This is a genomic window from Staphylococcus sp. FSL K6-3157 (genome assembly GCF_038005145.1).
GTDB classification, from domain to species: domain Bacteria; phylum Bacillota; class Bacilli; order Staphylococcales; family Staphylococcaceae; genus Staphylococcus; species Staphylococcus equorum.
In genome coordinates, this window is sequence record NZ_JBBOSM010000001.1 from 1,936,946 (window position 1) to 1,956,345 (window position 19,400).

The window sequence follows — 19,400 nt, forward strand, 5'->3', positions numbered from 1 at the left end:
ACCCTCCTACGTTAAATAAGCCATAAATGACGTTGCTAAACCAAAATAAATTAACATACTTACAATATCGTTAATTGTTGTAATAAAAGGTCCACTCGCCACTGCGGGGTCGATTTTCAGTTTATCCATAACTAACGGAATCATTGAGCCTACTAATGTACCGACTGTCATTGCTATCGTCAAACTAGCGCCAACAATCACTGCTAATATTGGTTGACCATAAAGTATTATTATAATTAAAAATAGCAATATTGAGCAAATTAAACCACTTAAAAATCCGCTTCCTGTTTCTCTCAATGCTACTTTGAATTTACTTTGCTCGTAAATTTCACCAGTTGAAATATTACGCACAGAAACGGCAAGCGATTGCGTTCCAGAATTACCTGACATCCCACTTATAATGGGAATAAAGGCAGCTAATAATGCCACTTGCGATAAAGTATCTTCAAAAGAGCCTAAAATTGTAGCAGTAATCATACCTAGAAATGTTAATATGATTAACCAAGGCAAGCGTTTTCTAGCTGTTTTTATAATGGAATCATTGGTTGCATCAACATCTGACACACCAGCTAAGCGTGAGTAGTCTTCGCTAGCTTCTTCATCCATAACATCTAAAATATCATCGATAGTAATAATACCAAGTAAATGATCTTGATAATCTACTACAGGCATAGCAATAAAATCATAATCTCGCATTTTTTGAGCAACATCTTCTTGATCATCTGCCGCATTTGCACTGATTACACGTTCACTCATAATATCTTCAATATATGCATCATTTTCAGCCACAATCAAATCTCTTAACGAAAGTACACCTGCGAGTTGTTTATTATCATTCACTGTAAAAATAACATAAATTGTTTCGGCATCTGGTGCTTGTTCTTTTACATGCATCATTGCTTCTTTAACTGGCATTGTCGCTTTTAAAGAAATATACTCTGTCGTCATGATACCACCAGCAGTATCTTCTTCATAGTGTAGTAATGCTTTGATTTCTTTAGCATCTTCACGTTTCATTAATGTAAGCAAGCTAACAATTTTTTGCTTAGATAACTTATTCATTATATCTACAGCATTATCATAAGACATGTCTTCTAGCACTTTACTCGCATATTCGGCATCCATAGTGTCAAAAAGTGATTCATATTCATCTTCGTCAATTTCTAATTGTTCAAAGAAATCAGCTACTTCTTCTGGTGATAATACTTCAAATATTCTTTGTCGAATTTCTTCATCACTGTCTTCAAAGTATTCACTTTGTTCATATGTATGCATCGCTAAGAATTCTTTTCTGAATTCATCGATATGATTTTCAAACAACAATTTATCTAGCAATGCTTGATCATATACTTGTTCATCTTCTAAAGTGATTGAATCCTTTTCATTAGCCAATGGCCCCACCTCCATGAATGTTAAAATTATATCATATTAAATATAGATTCTATTGCGCTATAATCATCATTTATTTCAAGCTTTTTATACGTGATTGGATGAATAAAAGATACACGTACACAGCGTAATAATTGATGTGTATATATTGGGTGCTTTTCTCCATATAAATCATCGCCCACGATTGGATGTCCTATATGTTGAAAATGCACACGTATTTGATGTGTTCTACCAGTTAATAAATGTACTTCACTCAAACTATAATCTTCAGAATATTGAAGGCATTTAAAACGTGTTCTCGCTTCTTTACCCTTCACATTGACTTGGCGTTGAATAATACTAGATGGGTCCCTTGCAATAGGTGCATCAATTAAGCCTTCACCTTTCAAATTACCATGGCATATACATAAATATCGCTTATCAACCTGTGTTTGAGACATTAGATGATGTATGAATCCATGTTTGGTAAAAATAACGATACCAGATGTATTCCGATCTATACGAGTAACGATATGAGGGGTAATTGAGAGGGATGACTGCTTAAAATATCCTAATACTTGTTCGACTAAACTCAAATGTTTATGATCTCTCGAGGGTGCACAATTTTGAAGTGCAGGTTTCGATACAACAAGTAAATATTCATCTTCATATAAGATATTCAATCTATCCGTAAATGGCAGCAAATTCGAACTTGGCGTTTCTTGCCCTAAATGAACTTGAAGCACATCGCCAATTTCCAACTGCTTTCTGACTGTAACTGGCTGTCCGTTAACAACTAAAGCGCCATTATGTTTAATGGCGCTTATAGTCCGCTTAGAATAGTGATTTTTTTGTAAAAATGTTCTTACCAATTCTGGAAATTCAATATCATATGTGAATTTCATTACTCATCTTCCTCACTAGAGATAAAGGAGTCATGTACTCTTTTCCAGAAAGGAAATGGTCTAAATCTAGCAAACCTTACTTTTTCATTTGCTACTCTAAATTGTATAGCATTAACATTTTTATGTTTAATACTTACATGATCAATAGTAGTTAATATCGTGTCATGGTTTACAGGTGTTATCAAACATGTATGATGTTTCGGCAATACTAAAGGCGAACCTACAGTTCTAAACACTCTATTATTAATTGATGCAATTTCTGCAATTTGCATTGCTTCTAGAGATGGATGAATTAATGCGCCACCTAAGGCTTTGTTATATGCTGTTGAACCTGATGGTGTAGATACACATAAACCATCACCTCTAAATCGTTCAAATTGATTACCTCGTATATTCACATCGACCACTAAAGTAGATCCATTTTCTGTTTTCATAGTTGCTTCGTTTAAAGCTAAATATCTTGTTTCGTAACCATTATCGTTATAACGCACAATAATTTCTAACAAAGGATATTCTATGACTTGGAATTCTGAATTATTAATTTCAATAATTAACTTTTCTACTTCATGTGGTAACCAATCCGCATAAAATCCTAAATGACCAGTATGTACCCCTACAAACGCACAACGAGATAACATGTGACTATATTGATGGAAAGCTTGTAACAATGTCCCATCACCACCCACTGATATAACTATCTCTGGGTTGTCTGGGTCTTCAACCATTTGAAAATCTTTCATATGGTTAATCATTTTATGTTTCAGTGCATTCGATTTTGAATCACCTTTAGATAATATCGTATAACGCATGATTACACCCCCTAGTCATTATTGTGTTTCTTAGAGCGTTTTTTAGAATAATATTTTTGGGCTTCTTGAATTTCTTCTTTAATTTCCGACATTTCTTCATCAAGTAAAAACGCTGCTTCTGCTGCCCGTTCAAGGCGATGTTGAATCTCAGGTGGGTAATCTCCATCATATTTATAACGTAATGTATGTTCAACAGTGGCCCAAAAGTTCATGGCTAGCGTTCTGATTTGAATTTCTGCTAATATTTTCTTTTCTCCCTTTAGTGTTTCAATAGGATATTCAATAATAACATGGAATGAACGGTAACCACTTTGTTTGGTATTACTAATGTAATCTCGTTCTTCCACAACTTTAAAATCTTCACGTTGTCTTAATAAATTAACTACTACTTCAATGTCATCAACAAATTGACACATTAAGCGTAATCCTGCGATATCATACATTTCTTCATGTAATCGATCAAACGAAATTTGACGCTTATTTGCTTTATCAATAATGCTAGTCATTGGTTTGACACGGCCGGTTACGAATTCAATTGGCGAAGCATTGTCTTCTACTTCGTATTGTTTTCTAAGGCCTTTTAATTTAATTTTCAATTCGTCCACTGCTTGTTTATATGGAGATAAAAATTGATCCCATTGATTCATAATGCCTCACTCCGCTTCACTCTAATTCGAAAGTATCTTCTACAACGGAAACAAACTCTTTACCATAATTTAAATTACCTTGTATGTTATCCAATATGTAATTAAATTCCCTTTCGAACTGCTGTAATTCTAATTTATCATTTACTATTATTTTCTTACCTTTATTTTCATGTAGCATAGACCAAGTTTCTTGAACAAAAATTAAATATGAATACGATTGTCCATCATCCAAGATGTATGCAAAACTATAATTATCACTGTCAACAAGCATTTGTCCTGCTTCTTCCAGACCTTCTGTAGACGCTTCTGTATAACAATTAATACTATCTTCTGTTACTTTAATTTCATTTACATAAATACGCATGCTTGTTCCTCCTTATTCTCCATCATTTTAACATAATTCTATCGTACATAACACGTTACAAGTCTAATGTTATGACAACAATTTAGCATAATACCTGAAGTATTTTTAATTTTAAAATGCAGTTCAATTTAAATTATGTCGTAAGTGTTTTAAAATAAATCATTATATGCTTAAAAGGAGTGTTTCTCGTGGCAACTAACAATGAAATTGAATTCAAACAATTATTATCTCAATCACAGTACCAATCTATATATAATAAGTATTTCCCAGAGATGCAACCCTTCAGTCAGACAAACTATTATATAGATACTGAGCAATTTGATTTACGCTCGCATAAGTCTGCATTGAGAATACGCGTAAAAGATGATTACTATGAAATGACCTTAAAGGTACCTGCCGAAGTTGGCTTGATGGAATATAATTTTGAAACACATGTTATACCCGAACTAAATAAAAAATTAGTCGCGAATGATTTACCATTAGAAATCACCGAACAATTAAATAAAATGAATGTTGACGTTAATCAGCTTGTGATTCTTGGTGCTTTGACTACTTCACGTTTAGAAAAAGCAATTCAAGGCAATTTACTCGTCTTAGATAAAAGTGACTATTTAAATTATCAAGACTATGAATTGGAATATGAAGTTGAAGATTATGATGATGGTTTAATTCAATTTAAAATGATTCTTGAAGCATTCGATATTAAACATGAAACACCCGAAAATAAAGTTCAAAGATTTTTCAATCGTAAATCAAATTTGAACAATAACTAATTGTACGCAAGTTTAAAAAGTCGAATTACTTCCAAATGTAAATATTCGTGTTATATTAGTTATATATTAAGAGAATATGGTGATAAAATGGCACAGACACCTTACGAAATCATTGGACATGACGCATTATATAAGATGATTGACCATTTCTATTTCTTAGTGGAAAAAGACGACAGAATTAACCATTTGTTTCCTGGAGATTTTCAAGAAACAAGTAGAAAACAAAAACAATTCTTGACTCAATTTTTAGGTGGACCAAGCCTTTATTCAGAAGAACATGGTCATCCAATGTTAAAAAGACGTCATATGGAGTTTATAATAACAAACAACGAACGCGACGCATGGCTTGAAAATATGTATAGTGCTATTCAGCATGCAGATTTCCAAGCGGGTGTCGGCGATTATTTGTATGAAAGATTACGTTTAACAGCGAATCATATGGTTAATACCGAAAACTAATTGTAGGTGAAATGTACATGACTGAAGAATTAAAATTAATACATGCTAATAGTCGTGAAGATGCGAATCTTTCACCTGTGAGTAAGATAGAAATTTATTCTTTTTTCGACCCATTCAGTAAAGATTGCTTTAAATTGTCAGCAATTCTCTCCAAATTGCGTATAGAGTATAAGCAATATATCAGTATAAGACATATATTAAATCCATCTTTACGTATCTTAACTAAATGCCAAGCGCAGAGCACATCGGACTTAGATAATATTGCGCTCGCATATAAGGCTGCTGAACTTCAAGGACGCTTACGTGCAGAACGTTTTATACACCTTGTACAAAATGAAATTATACCAAAACGAGATATAATCACTGAATCAATGGTCAATAATTGCATAAGTAACGCAGGACTAGATTACGAAGTCTTTAAAGAAGATTTGCATAGTAGCTATTTAAAAGAAAGCTTACAAGTAGACTTGCATATTGCACGAGAAATGGAGATTGAAGAAGCACCTTCACTCGTATTCTTTAACGAAGACGTTCACGAAGAAGGTTTGAAAGTTGAAGGTCTATATCCTTATCACATCTATACGTATATCATAAATGAACTAATTGGAACACCTATTGAAAAAAAATTACCGCCTACACTAGAAGGTTATATACAACAACAGCAATTAGTTACTAAAGAAGAGTTACTTACCATTTATGAATGGCCTGAAAAATTAATGAATAAAGAGCTTAAAAAATTAGCACTGCAACAAAAGATAGAAAAACTTAAATCTCCAGATGGAAAATTTTGGAGATCTAAAATTTGAATGTGCAATAAACAGATAACCACATTTTTTAATAAATAAAAAGATAGCCCTAAAGGCTATCTCAGAATGTCAACAAAGTCTCAGGCTTTGTTGGCATTTTTTTGTGCATGCTTTTCGCTAGCACAGCTTCACTCTATAATCTTCTTCTAGTGTTTTTCCGCAAGTATCGGTCCAAATCATCATTTATATTTCAGAAGTGGGACATACCACATGTCTCGACCCCAATTTTTATATTGGCAGTGGTTGACTGAATTCAAAATGCGCTTATATTAAGCTTTTAAAGAACTGCTACTTCATTTTTGGAGACAAGTAGTTCTTATGCAAGAGATTAAGTTCTTGTATTCCATTTTCTAGTCAGCTGAGCGAAGCTGAGACAGAAATTTTATTAGAAAATTTAAATTTTTGTCCTACTCTCATCTCACTATAGTTTTCATTATTATTTTATTTCGCAAATACAGCAAAACGTTGTTGGATGTGCTGTGCTTCTAATACTTCATCAACCATTGCTTGAGCAAAATCTGCATAACTTACTTTTGAACCAATAACTTCGTCTGCACTCAATTTATATTCTCCAGTTTTCTCACCATCATATTGAAAATCTGGCGCTGGACAAACAAATGTCCAGTTTACATCTTTTCGTTTTTGTATTTCTTCTAGTGTTTTGATTTGTGCTTGGCTAATCTTTTTAAATTGTTCAGGAAAATCCGGTGAGTCTACCAACTTCAGCGTATGTGCTTCATCTACATATAAACTACCTGCCCCGCCAATAATTAACAAACGCTTGTTACTGTTGCTTACTAAATCACCTAGATGTTTCATTGATTTACTATGTTCATCTAATTTATTTTCATCAGATTGTCCAAAAGCATCGATAACTACGTCAAATTCTGCAATGTCAGCCGCTGTTAAATCGAACAAATCTTTTTGAATCACTTGATCTGTTACTGTTTTATTTGAACTTCTTACAATGGCAGTAACATCTAATCCTCTATCGTAAGCTTCTTTCGTAATGAGTTGCCCTGCTTTACCATTTGCTGCTACAACTGCTAATTTCATATATTCAACCTCTTCCTTGTATTTATTTTAAGTACAAGTCGATTTTATAGTTTTACTTTTTTAAAGTCAAACGAATAGTTATTCATATTTTTGAATTTAATTAAAAAAGGGTATAAAAAAACGCCGTGTCTGATTACACGGCGCTAAACAAAGGGGATGGGAGAAATTTTCTCACTTCAAACAAAGGGGTATGTTTGTTATGTGATTAATTTCATGTTTATAATATAACACGCTAAAATGCGTCTTTCAACCTTTTAGATTAAATAAAATCACTTTGTCACAAACTTGTCATATTGAAAACGAATACATTCATACTAAGCTTTCATAAGCTTTTCAAAAGCGTCTAATTTTTGTTCAAATACTTGGCAAGCTTGTTCAATTGGTTCAGGAGTTGTCATATCTACACCTGCATTTTTAAGTATTTCAATTGGGTAATCTGAGCTGCCTTTTTTCAAGAATTCATTAATATATCTATCTACTGCTGGTTGGCCTTCAGTCAAAATTTGACGACTTAAACTTTGAGCCGCACTATATCCTGTTGCATATTGATACACATAATAATTCATATAGAAGTGAGGTATTCTTGACCATTCTTTACTAATATCTTCATCTGTTTCAACAGAATCACCAAAATATTGTCTATTCAGTTCTGCGTATTCTTCATTCATACGGTTTGCTGTAAGTGGCTCTCCTGCTTCTTCGATTTGATGAATTTTATGCTCAAATTCAGCAAACATTGTTTGTCTAAATAACGTTGCACGGAAACGTTCAAGCTCTTGATTAAGTAATAATAGTCTACGCTCATCATCTAAATGTTTGTCCATATAGTCGCTTAACAATGCCTCATTACATGTAGAAGCTACTTCTGCTACAAATATTGTATAACCACTTGAATTGGCTGGTTGGTTTTGACGACTGAAATAACTATGTGCAGAGTGTCCAAATTCATGCACTAATGTATATAAATCGCTCACTGTATTAGACCAATTTAATAATATAAAAGGATTAGTTAAATGCGCACCTGAAGAATAACCACCTGAACGTTTCCCTTTATTTTCGTATACGTCTACCCAACGATGATTTAACCCTTCTTCAACAACTTTCATATACTCTTCTCCCATAGGTTGTAAAGCTTTTACCATCCAATCTTTAGCTTCTTCATATGGCATTTCAAATTTCACATCTTTAACTAAAGGTGTATAAAGATCGTACATCTTCATATCTTCTAATCCTAATAAGTCTTTACGTAATTTCGTATAGCGATGTAATAATGGTAAGTAGTTATGCACAGTTTTAACTAAATTATCATATACTTCTTCTGGTATATGATTATTACTTAATGCTGCTGCTCTTGCAGTTTCATAATTATGTGTTTTGGCATTAAACACATTCTTTTTCACTTCACCAGCTAAAGTTGCGCTTAATGTATTGTTATAAGCACCATAGGCTTTATATAAATTTTCAAATGCAGATTTACGTAAAATACGGTCATCTGATTCTAAACATTTTATAAACGTGCCTTGAGTTAATGAATGATGATTACCATCTTTATCAATGGCATCCTCGAATTCTAAATCAGCGTTACTAAACATACCATATACATTATCTGCTGTTGATAAGGCATCTTGTGCTTCAGTAAGTAATTTTTCTTTATCTGCACTTAAAACATGAGGTCGTTTTTCATTAATCAATTTCAAATCAAATGCGTAACGTTTTAAATCATCATTAGATTCAATAAAATTTTGGATTTGTGCTTCATCAATTTGTAAAATTTCTGGAACTAAGAAACTCCATCCAGAACTAAATTTAATAATAAGTTGATGCGCACGTGATTCGTACCCAGTGTACTTATCATTTGCAGTGTCTTGATCTTGTTTTAGATGTGCATATACATATACTTTTTCTAATTGAGAACCTAGTTCGTCTTCTAAAGCTAACGCGTTATAAAGTGTTTCTGCACTATCAGCTAAATGACCTCTAAATTGTTCTTCTTGTCCTATGTTATTTTCCACTTCTTTAAATGCTGCTTCAAAAGCTTCATCTGATTCGAAAATAGTAGTTAAGTCCCAAGTATATTCAGGGTACTTACGTTCTTGTTCTTCTCTTGTTAATTGTTCAGTCATAATATTAAGTAAACCTCCTATAAAGTTCATTATTATAATTTTCTCACGTAACAATCATTTTTGCACGTTATTAAGTCCAATGCTATAATTCAATTGTTGAAATTTTCTAACCATTTCACTAGCAATTTCTTCCTTATTAATATCACCTATATAAAATTCATTATACTCAATTAGTTTTATAAAATCACTTAACTTAAATTGTAAATGCGCTAGCATAAATAGAAGTTGTAATTGCCAATATACCGGATGAGATTTCACATATAATTGCTCTGGGAAAATTATGCCAAGGTGTTTACTTATCCATGCTTCTGATAATTGTAATTGATACATAACGCTAAGGCTCGGCTCGAGTACCGAACGCCTATTACGACAATGCTTCAAGTATTTAGTAATTACAGTTTCACTTAATTTTAAAGTTAAATTGTTATGTTGAATATTTACGTGAGTCGAAGTATGTATCAAAGTATCATTTGAAACAATCTCCCTTATCGCAACATAACGTTTGCCTCCTAAATATTGTAAAATCTTATATCTGTACAGTTGTTGGGTGTAACTATTCCAAGCAAATAAATGGCGCTCTTTCAAATTAATATAAGTCCGTTCATAAGTTGTAAGCATTAAAATTTGTGTTACCTTATCATAACTTGGATTATTAATAATCCACACAACATCTAGTCCACATTTTTGTAAGGATATACTGCGTTTTTTTATATTTAATATCGTAATTCGTGAAAATTGTATTTCAATTGCTACACTGTGATTTATGATTAAATCAGGATATTGATAACATCTTGTTATATAAGGTTCTATGGCAACATCATAATTATATTTTTCAAACCATTGAGCAAGCTGGTATTTAAGTCGATAGTGTTCATAAGTTTCTCCTTTATTGCATGTAAGCCCCCTTTCACTTACATGGGCAAAATGAGGTGCAATGAACTGGCCCTTTTTAAATATAACCTTATTATGACAATGCGGACACGTATATTGATGCCCTTTTTGAGCAATCATTGCTGATATGATTTGGTTACTTTCATTTTTTGCACATAACAAAATTTTATCACCTCATTTTATTACACTGTTACTAACGCATAATTACTTTTAAAATATAGTAATAATAGAAACTTACTTATATACCTCTAACAATTGAACATTAAATAAAAAAGAGTACACAAAAAGACCTACTGAAAATTAAATTTCAATAGGTCTCAGTTTTAAATTCAAAATTTTTACATTATTCTGCCGCACTTGGGAAATAACGACGTACTTGTGACGCAACATTATGACTCATAATAATTTTTGCATAGTCGTTTAAATATACTTCTGATTTGTCAGTAGGATATGCGAATTCAAGTAATTGACTATAACTATCATTAATTGATTCTTGATCTACTGTTTCATCAAAATGAACAGCATAGTAGTATATATTATTAAAACTGTATAATAAATCTTCAAAGTCATCTATTGATTGATTATTGTGATGTGCATAATCAATAACTTCTTCTAAATCGTTAAATCTAACAATCACTGTACGTGTGCTTTGTTGTTTATGGTCGTTATTATCTTGGTTGTGGTTGCTTTCTTTTTGTTGTTGACGTTGTTCAAATAAATCTTCTAAACTATCATCTTGATCAAACGTCTGTGATAATAAATCATTTACTTGATAATCAAGTTGTTCATTATCACCATTCTCTGACATATTAATAAGATCTTCATTTTTAGATTTAGATATTGTTACTTCAACACCTTTTTCAAAAGCATGTACTTGTATCCATAAAGGTCCTTCAACTACAAAATCTTCTTCTTCGTTGATTTCTTCCATCATGTTCCAAAAGAACTCTTCACCACGCTTACGATTTGTCCATAAATCCTCACGTTTAAAACCTCTAGCCTCTATATCACTATATGTTATAAATAATTTAACAGTAGTATCGTCAACACGCTCTATTCTCATATCATCTCACTCCTTACAGTCGATGAATAGTAATCATTATTGTATTAGAACGTAGTAATAATTACAATTGATTTGTTTCATTGATTTTTACTATTTCCTAATTGGTCTCTTATATTAACACATACCCTAACATAAGCCAAAAAAACAGCACTAATTACCAAGTGCTGTTTCGCATTTATCATTCTTTAATCAAATGGCCAATTGTTTATAAAAGTATTGAAATATAAAGCAATCGGTTCGCTTGACTTCACTCTGAGTCTATTTGTTATGCTAAATATAATAAAGCCATAAAGCAACATCATAAACATGCTACTTTATGGCCAATATTGTAATTTGTAATTTGTTTTAGTCAACCATACGTTGCGCTTCTTGTAATTGGAACGTACGTACTTTTCTTGGTAAGAAACGTCTGATTTCGTCTTCGTTATAACCAACTTGTAAACGTTTTTCGTCTAAAATAATTGGACGACGTAATAAACCAGGGTTATCTTGAATAATTGAATATAAATCTTGAAGCGGTAATGCGTCTATATCAACGTTTAACTTTTGGTAAGTCTTAGAACGTGTAGATATAATTTCATCTGTTCCGTCTTCAGTCATTTTTAAAATTTGTTTGATTTCGTCAATTGTTAAGTGTTCTGAAAAAATGTTACGCTCCGTATACGGAATGTCATGTTCTTGTAACCATGCTTTCGCTTTACGGCAAGATGTGCAACTTGGTGAAGTAAATAATGTTACCATACATCTCACTCTCCTATTTTTCATGAATTTAAATTCATTAGATTTCAATATTTATATGATTAAGAAACTTTTAAGTAAACTTCGTCTTCCTTAACCTTACAATCAAAGTATACCCTTTCAACATTAAAATTAAATGAGAATTCTTTAATTTTTATCAAAAAATTTAAAATAAAACCATTTCTCAATAAATTCAGGTAGAAATATTGATATGTCTATAGTTTAACATAAATTACAAATGATTGAAATACTGTTATAATGTAGGTAATATATATTAAATTAAATTTTAGAAGGTAGGCATCTAAAAATGGAAACATTATTTTCAGGTATCCAGCCCAGTGGTATTCCAACACTTGGTAATTACATTGGTGCATTGAAACAATTTGGTGAAGTCCAAGACGACTACAATTGTTTCTTCTGCATCGTGGATCAGCACGCAATTACTGTTCCACAAGATCGTTTGAAGTTACGTAAACAAACAAGACAGCTTGCAGCGATTTATTTAGCTTCTGGTATCGACCCAGAGAAATCCACATTATTCATACAATCAGAAGTACCAGCGCATATACAGGCGAGTTGGATGCTCACTACGATCTCTTCTATTGGAGAATTGGAACGTATGACACAATTTAAAGACAAAGCCACTAAACAAACTGAAGGCGTTCCAGCAGGTTTACTTACATATCCACCATTAATGGCTGCAGACATTATAATCTATAACACGAATATTGTCCCTGTGGGTGACGACCAAAAGCAACACATGGAATTAACAAGAAATTTAGTAGATAGATTTAATTCTCGCTTTAACGATATATTAATCAAACCCGAAATACGCATACCAAAAGTTGGTGGCCGTGTCATGAGTTTACAGGATCCGACTAGAAAAATGAGTAAAAGTGATGATAATCAAAAGAACTTCATTTCCTTACTTGATCAACCAAATACTGCAGCTAAAAAAATCAAAAGTGCAGTAACTGATTCAGATGGTATTATAAAATTTGATAGAGATAACAAACCTGGTATTTCTAATTTATTATCCATTTATTCTAGTTTAACGGATGAATCTCTAGAATCATTACAACTTAAATATAAAGACTCTAATTATGGTGTGTTTAAATCAGATTTAGCAGAAATCGTAAAAACATTCTTAACAGATTTTCAAGAAAAATATGAGTACTATTTTAATTCAGATGAATTAGATACTATTTTAGATAATGGTAGAGATAAAGCACAAAAAGTTTCTTTCAAAACATTGAAGAAAATGGAAAAAGCTATGGGCTTAGGTCGTAAAAGATAATTATAACAGGCACATTCTATTTGATTAGAATATGTCATAATGCCAACAAAGTCAGTGACTTTGTTGGCATTTTTTGTGCTTGCTATCCGCAATCACAATCTCATCCTGTAGTCTTCAGCTAGTGCTTTAAATAAATGTATAACTAATGGAAATAGAAATGTTGCCTTGATTTCAAATAAGTACGTACTAGTAAACTTTTAGTTTAATATGAAAGCAAACAGCACACCAACCTTATGTTGATGTGCTGTTTATAATATTTATTTTATTGTTAAAATTCTATTCTTTCTTTTCACCAGTTTCTCTATCAATACTCTTATCTATTCTTACATTTTTCAGAGATGTATCTCCTCCAATTTGGTGATAGATTAAGCCTTTAACTTGTGGATTTGTTAAATGCGCTTCCCCTTTTTGATATATCGGTGCAACTGGTGCATCTTCCAACATCATTTCTTCTGCTTTCTTCATAGCAGCATTACGTTCTTCCGGTTTTTTCAATAATTTGCCATTAGCATCTTCAATTAATTGATCATATTCTTTACTACCCCAGCCAGTATTATTCTGAGCAGCACCTGTTGTCATAATACTTAAGAATGTTAATGGGTCTGGGTAGTCTGGTCCCCAACCAGATAATGAGGCTTCGTGTGTTTCAGAAGACTCTTGATTCAAACGTTGTTTAAATGGTAATTGTTTAATTTTCATTGTGACACCAGGCAACGTTTTTTCTACTTGAGCTTTAATATATTCTGCTGAAATTTTTGAACTTGGTGTATCTTCAGTATTCATCGTGAAGGTCAGATCTTTTATACCTAAATCTTTTTTAGCTTTTTCATAATGTTCTTTAGCAGCTTCTGGGTTATATGATAATGGCGAATCAATCGTTTTCGCAAAATCTTTACCATCAGGTGTTTCTGCTGTTAATTTAGATGTGAAACCATCTGTTGCTTCCGAACCATCATTTTTAACAGCATTTACATAGCCTTCTTTATTAATTGCTTGTGAAATTGCAAGCCTCATATCTTTATTCTTAAATGCTGGTACAGTTTTTTGGTTTAATTTGATATAAAATGTACTTGCTAATAAGCGTTTTTTCAAACCTGCATTATCTTCATATTTATCAACCTGGTCAGCAGTAATGACAGTATCATCAACAGATCCTGTATCATATAATGACGCCCCTGCTTGTTGGTCTTTCAATACTTTATAATTTACACGATCTAAATGAACCGCTTCTTTATCCCAATAATCTTCATTTTTTACCAGTTGAATTTTATCTTCAACCCTCCATTGTTCTATCTTGAAAGGTCCATTAAACACTGTTTTATCAGCTGTAGTACCATATTGCTGACCATGTTTTTTAACAACTTTTTCATTTTGTGGCATAAATGTACCAAAAGCGAACATTTCGTTAATATACGGAATTGGTTTGTTTAATTCTACTTCTAATGTATGGTCATCTAGTGCTTTAACGCCTAATTCATCCACATCTTTTTTACCCATATTAATATCTTCCGCATTTTTCAAATCGTACATAATATAGGCATATTCAGATGCTGTTTCAGGATTAACTACTCGTTTCCATGCAAACTCGAAGTCATGCGCAGTAACTGGATCTCCATTTGACCATTTAGCGTCTTTACGCAATTCAATCGTTAATGTTTTACCGCCATTGCTTTCTTTAGGCATTGCCTTTGCCACACCTGGTTGCGCTTTATCATCTTTATCTAATGTATACAGTCCTTCATAAATTTGGTTATACATATCAAATGACACTGTATCTGTTGCCAATGCTGAATCCAGTGACGTAATATCTTGAGATAACACTTTTCTAAATACTTGTCCTTTATCTGAATATATACCTTCAGCACTACCACAGCCTGCTAATACTACTGTCAGCGCAATAAGTATCGTAAATAACTTAAACTTTTTCATCATAATCCCCCTTTCCCCTTTTATACAGACGGTTCCTGTGTTTCAGATTGCAGTTCTTCCGCTTCTTCATCTGTTGTAAATACATAATGATTTGGTCGTACTTCGTGCAATGAGCGCTTGTCATTGTTCTCTGCATCTTCTTTAAAAACAGTTCTCTTTCTCACTCTTTCACTTTCAGGATCTGGCTGAGGTACAGCTGAAAGTAAAGATTTGGTATAAGGATGCATAGGATGATGATAAATCTCATCAGCACTACCTAACTCAACGATTTTACCGAAATGCATCACTGCAATTCTGTCAGAAATGTATTTCACCATCGAAAGGTCATGGGCGATGAATAAGAATGTAATGCCACGCTCTTTCTGTAATTTTAGTAACAAGTTTACAACTTGCGCTTGGATAGAAACGTCTAATGCAGAAATCGGTTCATCAGCAATAATAAACTCTGGTTGTACTGCTAATGCACGTGCAATACCGATACGTTGGCGTTGTCCACCAGAAAATTCATGTGGGTAACGGTTCGCATGCTCTTTACTTAGACCTACTGTTTCCAATAAATCATAAACACGTTTCTTACGATCTTTAACCCCAGAAGCAAGTTTATGTATATCAATACCTTCAGCTACGATATCCATAACTTTTAAACGCGGATTTAATGATGCATAGGGATCTTGGAAAATCATTTGTATTTTTTTATTAAATTTCAATGAGTCTTTACGATTTTTTATCTTTTGAATATCTACGCCTTCATATAGTATTTCTCCATCTGTAATATCATTCAATTTAATAATGGCTTTACCTGTAGTTGATTTACCACAGCCTGATTCTCCTACTAAACCAAATGTTTCCCCTTTAAATACATCGAAGGAAATGTTTTCGATGGCTCTAACTTCATTTCGCTTACCTTCATTAAAATATTGTTTTAAGTTTTTCACTTGTAATAGCACATCTTTATTATTTTCCATCGAACGACACCCTTTCTACTTGTTGAGGTTTATCGTAATTATTTGGCATTTCACGTAAACGTTTCTGCACCATTTTTGGCGGCTCAATATAAGGTGAACGTTCGTCCAACAACCACGATTTCACAAAATGTGTAGGTGATACTTGAAACCAAGGTGGTGGCGTCTTAAAGTCTATATCTAATGCAAATTGGCTACGCTCTGCAAATGCATCTCCTTTAGGTGGATGTAATAAATCTGGCGGTGTCCCTGGTATAGCTAGCAATTCTGTTTCTGAACCTGTAGTTAAATCTGGCATTGATGATAATAATCCCCAAGTGTATGGATGTTTAGGATCATAGAATATTTCATCTACATCTCCGGTCTCTATCATCTGACCACCATACATTACTGCCACACGATCTGCGATATTCGCAACCACACCTAAATCATGTGTGATGAATATAATTGATGTACTAATTTTATCTTGAAGCTCTTTCATCAACTCTAATATTTGTGCCTGCATCGTTACATCTAAAGCGGTTGTTGGTTCATCGGCAATTAATACTTTCGGTTCACATGCAAGTGCTGTTGCAATAACGATTCTTTGTCTTTGTCCACCTGAAAATTGGTGTGGATAGGCAGTGAAACGTTTTTCTGCATTTGGTAAACCTACTAAATTTAGTATCTCTAAAGCACGTTTTTTCGCATCTGCTTTATTATAATTTCTATGCTTCATCAAAGGTTCCATAACTTGCTTACCAATCTTCATCGTTGGATTTAAAGAAGTCATTGGATCTTGGAAAATCATAGATATATCTTTACCTCTAAGTTTGACTAATTCTTGTTCTGATTTCTTTGCTAAATCTTCTCCTAAGAAATTAATTTCACCTTTTTTAATTCTACCTGCATCACCTTGAAATAATTTGGTGATTGCTTTTGTTGTGACTGATTTCCCCGAACCAGATTCACCAACAATTGCGAGTGTTTCACCTTTATCGACAAAGAAATCAACACCTCTAACTGCTTGCACTTCCCCAGCATCGATATCAAAGGAAACATGCAAATTATTCACTTCTAATACTCGTTCTGACATAAATGTTGCCCCCTTTTATTATCTGCGCATTTTAGGATCAAATGCATCGCGTAATCCATCACTAAATAAGTAGAAGAATAAAATTAATAAACTTAATACTACTGCTGGTATAAATAATTCATGCGGGTGAATTAACAGCATTGCTCTACCTTCATTTACTAACGAACCTAACGACGTCTTAGGTGCCGGTACACCAATACCAATGAAGCTTAAGAACGCTTCGAAGAATATGGCATTAGGCACTGTAAACATAGAAGTTACTACGATAACGCCAAGTGTATTAGGTAAAATATGTTTGAATATTAATTTTAATTTTGATGCACCTAATGTTGTAGATGCTAAGACAAATTCTTGTGTTTTTAATTTTAAGAATTCACCACGTACTACACGACTCATACCAATCCAACCCGTAAGTGCCATGGCTAAAATGATTGTCCAAATAGATGGCTCGAAAATTAATACGAATAAGATAACCACGATCAGTGTAGGTATCGAAGCAACAACTTCTATAATACGCTGCATGACATTATCTATCCGTCCTCCAAAGAATCCAGATATTGCACCATACACAACACCTATAAATATATCTAGCAAAGCTGCTACCACACCAATGAATAATGATACTTGCGCACCTTGCCAAGTTCTTGACCATAAATCTCTGCCTAATTGATCTGTACCAAACCAAAAGTTTTCTGTAACGCCTGCTTCTTTATAAGCATCGACACCTTTTGCGCCTTCACCATCAAATGGCAAAAATGGTATTTGATCTAGCACAGGTATTTTAGCTGGTAAGTTACGTCTATCTACATCTTGTTCTGCATAATCATGTGAACTTAATAAAGGCCCAATCAACGCTAGTAGTACGATAAGGATTAAGCCAATCATCCCAACTACGGCCAATTTATTTTGTTTCAATTGCTTCCATGCATCTTGCCAAAAGTTTTTACTTTCTCTTTGCATTTCCGGTTCTTTTTCAATATCATTCTTACTTCTAATAAAATCAGATGCCGGTATACCTTCTGAAGTATGCGTCATAACTGCATTTGAATGATCATCTGTTAATTTTTCGTCTCTTTTATCAGCCATTATTTTTTACCCCCTTGTATACGGATACGCGGATCAATTAAACCGTATAAAATATCTACAATGAAAATGGAGACAATAAACAATGTACTGAATAAAATTGTTGTCGCCATGATAACTGGGAAGTCATTCGTAGTGATTGATCTCACGAATTGATCCCCTAATCCTGGCACACCGAAAATATTTTCAATTGTCAAAGTACCAGTTAAGATACTTGCTAACATCGGTACAATAATCGTAATAACCGGTATCAATGCATTTCGTAATGCGTGACCAAATAGTACTCTCATTGTTGAATTACCTTTTGCACGTGCTAACAAGATATAATCCGAACTTAAAACTTCTATCATCTCTGCTCTTATGTATCTTGCCACCGTTGCTAATACTGCTGCCGATAGTGCTAATGATGGCAGTATCGCGGTCGATATTCCTTCCCAACCTGCAACTGGTAACCATTGTAATCTAACTGCAAATACGTATTGTAGTAATACTGCTAAAACGAATGATGGTACTGATACTGCAATAACCGAAATGACGGTGGCTGTATAGTCGACCCAACTGTTTTGCCGTACTGCTGCTATAACTCCTAAAATCAACCCTAAAATCACACCAATAACCATAGCTGTCAGTCCCATTTCAAGCGATGGTAATAATCTTGGTTTTATTAAGTCCCATACAGGTTGGTTATCATATTGGAATGAGTTACCAAAATCCCCCGTAACGACATTCTTTAAATAACTTGCATACTGTACAGGTACAGGTTCATTCAAACCATACTTTTCATTTAAAATTTGCTTCTGCTCTTCATTTAATTTTTCATCATTAAATGGTGAACCTGGCATAAGCTTCATTAAGAAAAATGTAATCGTAATGATTATGAACAATGATAAAATCATATATCCCAAACGCTTTAAAACATACTTAAGCATATTTTATCCCCCTTTAAATTCAGAATTAACATTCCCTTTGAAATATTCAGAATATTTATTAACATTATACTTTTACTTTACGTGTAAAGCAATATTGTTTTGCTTTACATTATTAAAGAATTT

At 33.1% G+C, this 19,400-nt stretch carries 19 protein-coding genes; 4 read left to right on the top strand and 15 right to left on the bottom strand.

Annotated features, from left to right (window positions below; translation table 11 throughout):
- Window positions 1–6: 6 nt before the first annotated feature.
- Genes mgtE through MHB47_RS09285 form a run of 5 tightly spaced genes read right to left on the bottom strand, consistent with a single transcriptional unit; the run spans window position 7 to window position 4,093 of the window.
- Window positions 7–1,392 (bottom strand): magnesium transporter, encoded by a 1,386-nt coding sequence (gene mgtE / locus MHB47_RS09265; RefSeq protein ID WP_021339500.1) that lies wholly within the window; start codon window positions 1,390–1,392, stop codon window positions 7–9.
- Window positions 1,393–1,418: 26 nt separating this feature from the next.
- Window positions 1,419–2,273, bottom strand: a complete 855-nt coding sequence (locus MHB47_RS09270) for an RluA family pseudouridine synthase (RefSeq protein ID WP_340756314.1) — start codon at window positions 2,271–2,273, stop codon at window positions 1,419–1,421.
- On the bottom strand, window positions 2,273–3,082 hold the full coding sequence (locus MHB47_RS09275; protein WP_002508092.1) for an NAD kinase: 810 nt from the start codon (window positions 3,080–3,082) through the stop codon (window positions 2,273–2,275). The genes MHB47_RS09270 and MHB47_RS09275 overlap by 1 nt, the downstream gene beginning before the upstream one ends.
- An 11-nt stretch (window positions 3,083–3,093) precedes the next feature.
- On the bottom strand, window positions 3,094–3,729 hold the full coding sequence (locus MHB47_RS09280; protein WP_002508093.1) for a GTP pyrophosphokinase: 636 nt from the start codon (window positions 3,727–3,729) through the stop codon (window positions 3,094–3,096).
- 16 nt (window positions 3,730–3,745) lie between these two features.
- Window positions 3,746–4,093 carry a UPF0738 family protein gene (locus MHB47_RS09285; RefSeq protein WP_002508094.1) on the bottom strand — a complete coding sequence of 116 codons (348 nt, stop codon included), beginning with the start codon at window positions 4,091–4,093 and terminating at the stop codon, window positions 3,746–3,748.
- Between the two features lie 188 nt (window positions 4,094–4,281).
- Here MHB47_RS09285 and MHB47_RS09290 point away from each other — a divergent pair, with 188 nt between their 5' ends.
- The 3 genes from MHB47_RS09290 to yjbH all read left to right on the top strand — a co-directional run bounded on the left by MHB47_RS09290 (window position 4,282) and on the right by yjbH (window position 6,131).
- Complete coding sequence (locus tag MHB47_RS09290; protein ID WP_340756318.1) at window positions 4,282–4,866, top strand: CYTH domain-containing protein; 585 nt, start codon at window positions 4,282–4,284, stop codon at window positions 4,864–4,866.
- Window positions 4,867–4,953: 87 nt separating this feature from the next.
- Window positions 4,954–5,325: a truncated hemoglobin YjbI gene (locus MHB47_RS09295; RefSeq protein ID WP_002512240.1), complete on the top strand. Its 372-nt coding sequence runs from the start codon at window positions 4,954–4,956 to the stop codon at window positions 5,323–5,325.
- 17 nt (window positions 5,326–5,342) lie between these two features.
- Window positions 5,343–6,131: a protease adaptor protein YjbH gene (yjbH, locus tag MHB47_RS09300; protein ID WP_340756320.1), complete on the top strand. Its 789-nt coding sequence runs from the start codon at window positions 5,343–5,345 to the stop codon at window positions 6,129–6,131.
- Between the two features lie 441 nt (window positions 6,132–6,572).
- Here the strand turns inward: yjbH and MHB47_RS09305 are convergent, their stop codons facing one another.
- The 5 genes from MHB47_RS09305 to spxA form a co-directional block, all read right to left on the bottom strand.
- A complete protein-coding gene (locus MHB47_RS09305) occupies window positions 6,573–7,187 on the bottom strand; it encodes an NAD(P)-dependent oxidoreductase (protein WP_340756322.1) in 615 nt (204 codons plus the stop codon).
- 314 nt (window positions 7,188–7,501) lie between these two features.
- Window positions 7,502–9,310, bottom strand: a complete 1,809-nt coding sequence (pepF, locus tag MHB47_RS09310; RefSeq protein ID WP_002508099.1) for an oligoendopeptidase F — start codon at window positions 9,308–9,310, stop codon at window positions 7,502–7,504.
- A 54-nt stretch (window positions 9,311–9,364) separates the two neighbouring features.
- Window positions 9,365–10,363, bottom strand: a complete 999-nt coding sequence (locus tag MHB47_RS09315; RefSeq protein WP_340756324.1) for a competence protein CoiA — start codon at window positions 10,361–10,363, stop codon at window positions 9,365–9,367.
- 181 nt (window positions 10,364–10,544) lie between these two features.
- The gene (gene mecA / locus MHB47_RS09320; RefSeq protein ID WP_340756326.1) at window positions 10,545–11,264 is read right to left on the bottom strand and encodes an adaptor protein MecA; all 720 of its coding nucleotides are present in this window, start codon (window positions 11,262–11,264) and stop codon (window positions 10,545–10,547) included.
- Between the two features lie 345 nt (window positions 11,265–11,609).
- Entirely contained in the window at window positions 11,610–12,005 is a 396-nt protein-coding gene (spxA, locus tag MHB47_RS09325) for a transcriptional regulator SpxA (protein ID WP_002483765.1), read from the bottom strand.
- Window positions 12,006–12,309: 304 nt separating this feature from the next.
- On the opposite strand from spxA, the gene trpS reads away from it, so the two are divergent.
- Window positions 12,310–13,299, top strand: coding sequence for a tryptophan--tRNA ligase (gene trpS / locus MHB47_RS09330; RefSeq protein WP_340756328.1), 990 nt, complete (start codon window positions 12,310–12,312; stop codon window positions 13,297–13,299).
- A gap of 276 nt (window positions 13,300–13,575) precedes the next feature.
- On the opposite strand, the gene MHB47_RS09335 is transcribed toward trpS, so the two are convergent.
- From MHB47_RS09335 to opp3b, 5 genes are read right to left on the bottom strand one after another with little or no spacing between them, the layout of a single operon-like run.
- Window positions 13,576–15,228: a peptide ABC transporter substrate-binding protein gene (locus MHB47_RS09335; protein ID WP_340756330.1), complete on the bottom strand. Its 1,653-nt coding sequence runs from the start codon at window positions 15,226–15,228 to the stop codon at window positions 13,576–13,578.
- A 20-nt stretch (window positions 15,229–15,248) separates the two neighbouring features.
- Complete coding sequence (locus MHB47_RS09340; protein ID WP_069802047.1) at window positions 15,249–16,193, bottom strand: ABC transporter ATP-binding protein; 945 nt, start codon at window positions 16,191–16,193, stop codon at window positions 15,249–15,251.
- Window positions 16,183–17,265 (bottom strand): ABC transporter ATP-binding protein, encoded by a 1,083-nt coding sequence (locus MHB47_RS09345; protein WP_021339491.1) that lies wholly within the window; start codon window positions 17,263–17,265, stop codon window positions 16,183–16,185. The genes MHB47_RS09340 and MHB47_RS09345 overlap by 11 nt, the downstream gene beginning before the upstream one ends.
- An 18-nt stretch (window positions 17,266–17,283) precedes the next feature.
- Window positions 17,284–18,351, bottom strand: coding sequence for an oligopeptide ABC transporter permease (gene opp3C, locus MHB47_RS09350; RefSeq protein ID WP_021339490.1), 1,068 nt, complete (start codon window positions 18,349–18,351; stop codon window positions 17,284–17,286).
- Window positions 18,351–19,277, bottom strand: a complete 927-nt coding sequence (opp3b, locus tag MHB47_RS09355; protein ID WP_021339489.1) for an oligopeptide ABC transporter permease — start codon at window positions 19,275–19,277, stop codon at window positions 18,351–18,353. Before opp3b ends, opp3C begins: the two co-directional genes overlap by 1 nt.
- Window positions 19,278–19,400 lie beyond the last annotated feature (123 nt).

Bases quoted from the DNA above. Each gene is read 5' to 3' on its own strand.
- MHB47_RS09270 (WP_340756314.1), bottom strand. From the start codon at position 2,273: ATGAAATTCACATATGATATTGAATTTCCAGAATTGGTAAGAACATTT.
- MHB47_RS09275 (WP_002508092.1), bottom strand. From the start codon at position 3,082: ATGCGTTATACGATATTATCTAAAGGTGATTCAAAATCGAATGCACTG.
- MHB47_RS09280 (WP_002508093.1), bottom strand. From the start codon at position 3,729: ATGAATCAATGGGATCAATTTTTATCTCCATATAAACAAGCAGTGGAC.
- MHB47_RS09285 (WP_002508094.1), bottom strand. From the start codon at position 4,093: ATGCGTATTTATGTAAATGAAATTAAAGTAACAGAAGATAGTATTAAT.
- MHB47_RS09295 (WP_002512240.1), top strand. From the start codon at position 4,954: ATGGCACAGACACCTTACGAAATCATTGGACATGACGCATTATATAAG.
- yjbH (WP_340756320.1), top strand. From the start codon at position 5,343: ATGACTGAAGAATTAAAATTAATACATGCTAATAGTCGTGAAGATGCG.
- MHB47_RS09305 (WP_340756322.1), bottom strand. From the start codon at position 7,187: ATGAAATTAGCAGTTGTAGCAGCAAATGGTAAAGCAGGGCAACTCATT.
- pepF (WP_002508099.1), bottom strand. From the start codon at position 9,310: ATGACTGAACAATTAACAAGAGAAGAACAAGAACGTAAGTACCCTGAA.
- mecA (WP_340756326.1), bottom strand. From the start codon at position 11,264: ATGAGAATAGAGCGTGTTGACGATACTACTGTTAAATTATTTATAACA.
- spxA (WP_002483765.1), bottom strand. From the start codon at position 12,005: ATGGTAACATTATTTACTTCACCAAGTTGCACATCTTGCCGTAAAGCG.
- trpS (WP_340756328.1), top strand. From the start codon at position 12,310: ATGGAAACATTATTTTCAGGTATCCAGCCCAGTGGTATTCCAACACTT.
- MHB47_RS09335 (WP_340756330.1), bottom strand. From the start codon at position 15,228: ATGAAAAAGTTTAAGTTATTTACGATACTTATTGCGCTGACAGTAGTA.
- MHB47_RS09340 (WP_069802047.1), bottom strand. From the start codon at position 16,193: ATGGAAAATAATAAAGATGTGCTATTACAAGTGAAAAACTTAAAACAA.
- MHB47_RS09345 (WP_021339491.1), bottom strand. From the start codon at position 17,265: ATGTCAGAACGAGTATTAGAAGTGAATAATTTGCATGTTTCCTTTGAT.
- opp3C (WP_021339490.1), bottom strand. From the start codon at position 18,351: ATGGCTGATAAAAGAGACGAAAAATTAACAGATGATCATTCAAATGCA.
- opp3b (WP_021339489.1), bottom strand. From the start codon at position 19,277: ATGCTTAAGTATGTTTTAAAGCGTTTGGGATATATGATTTTATCATTG.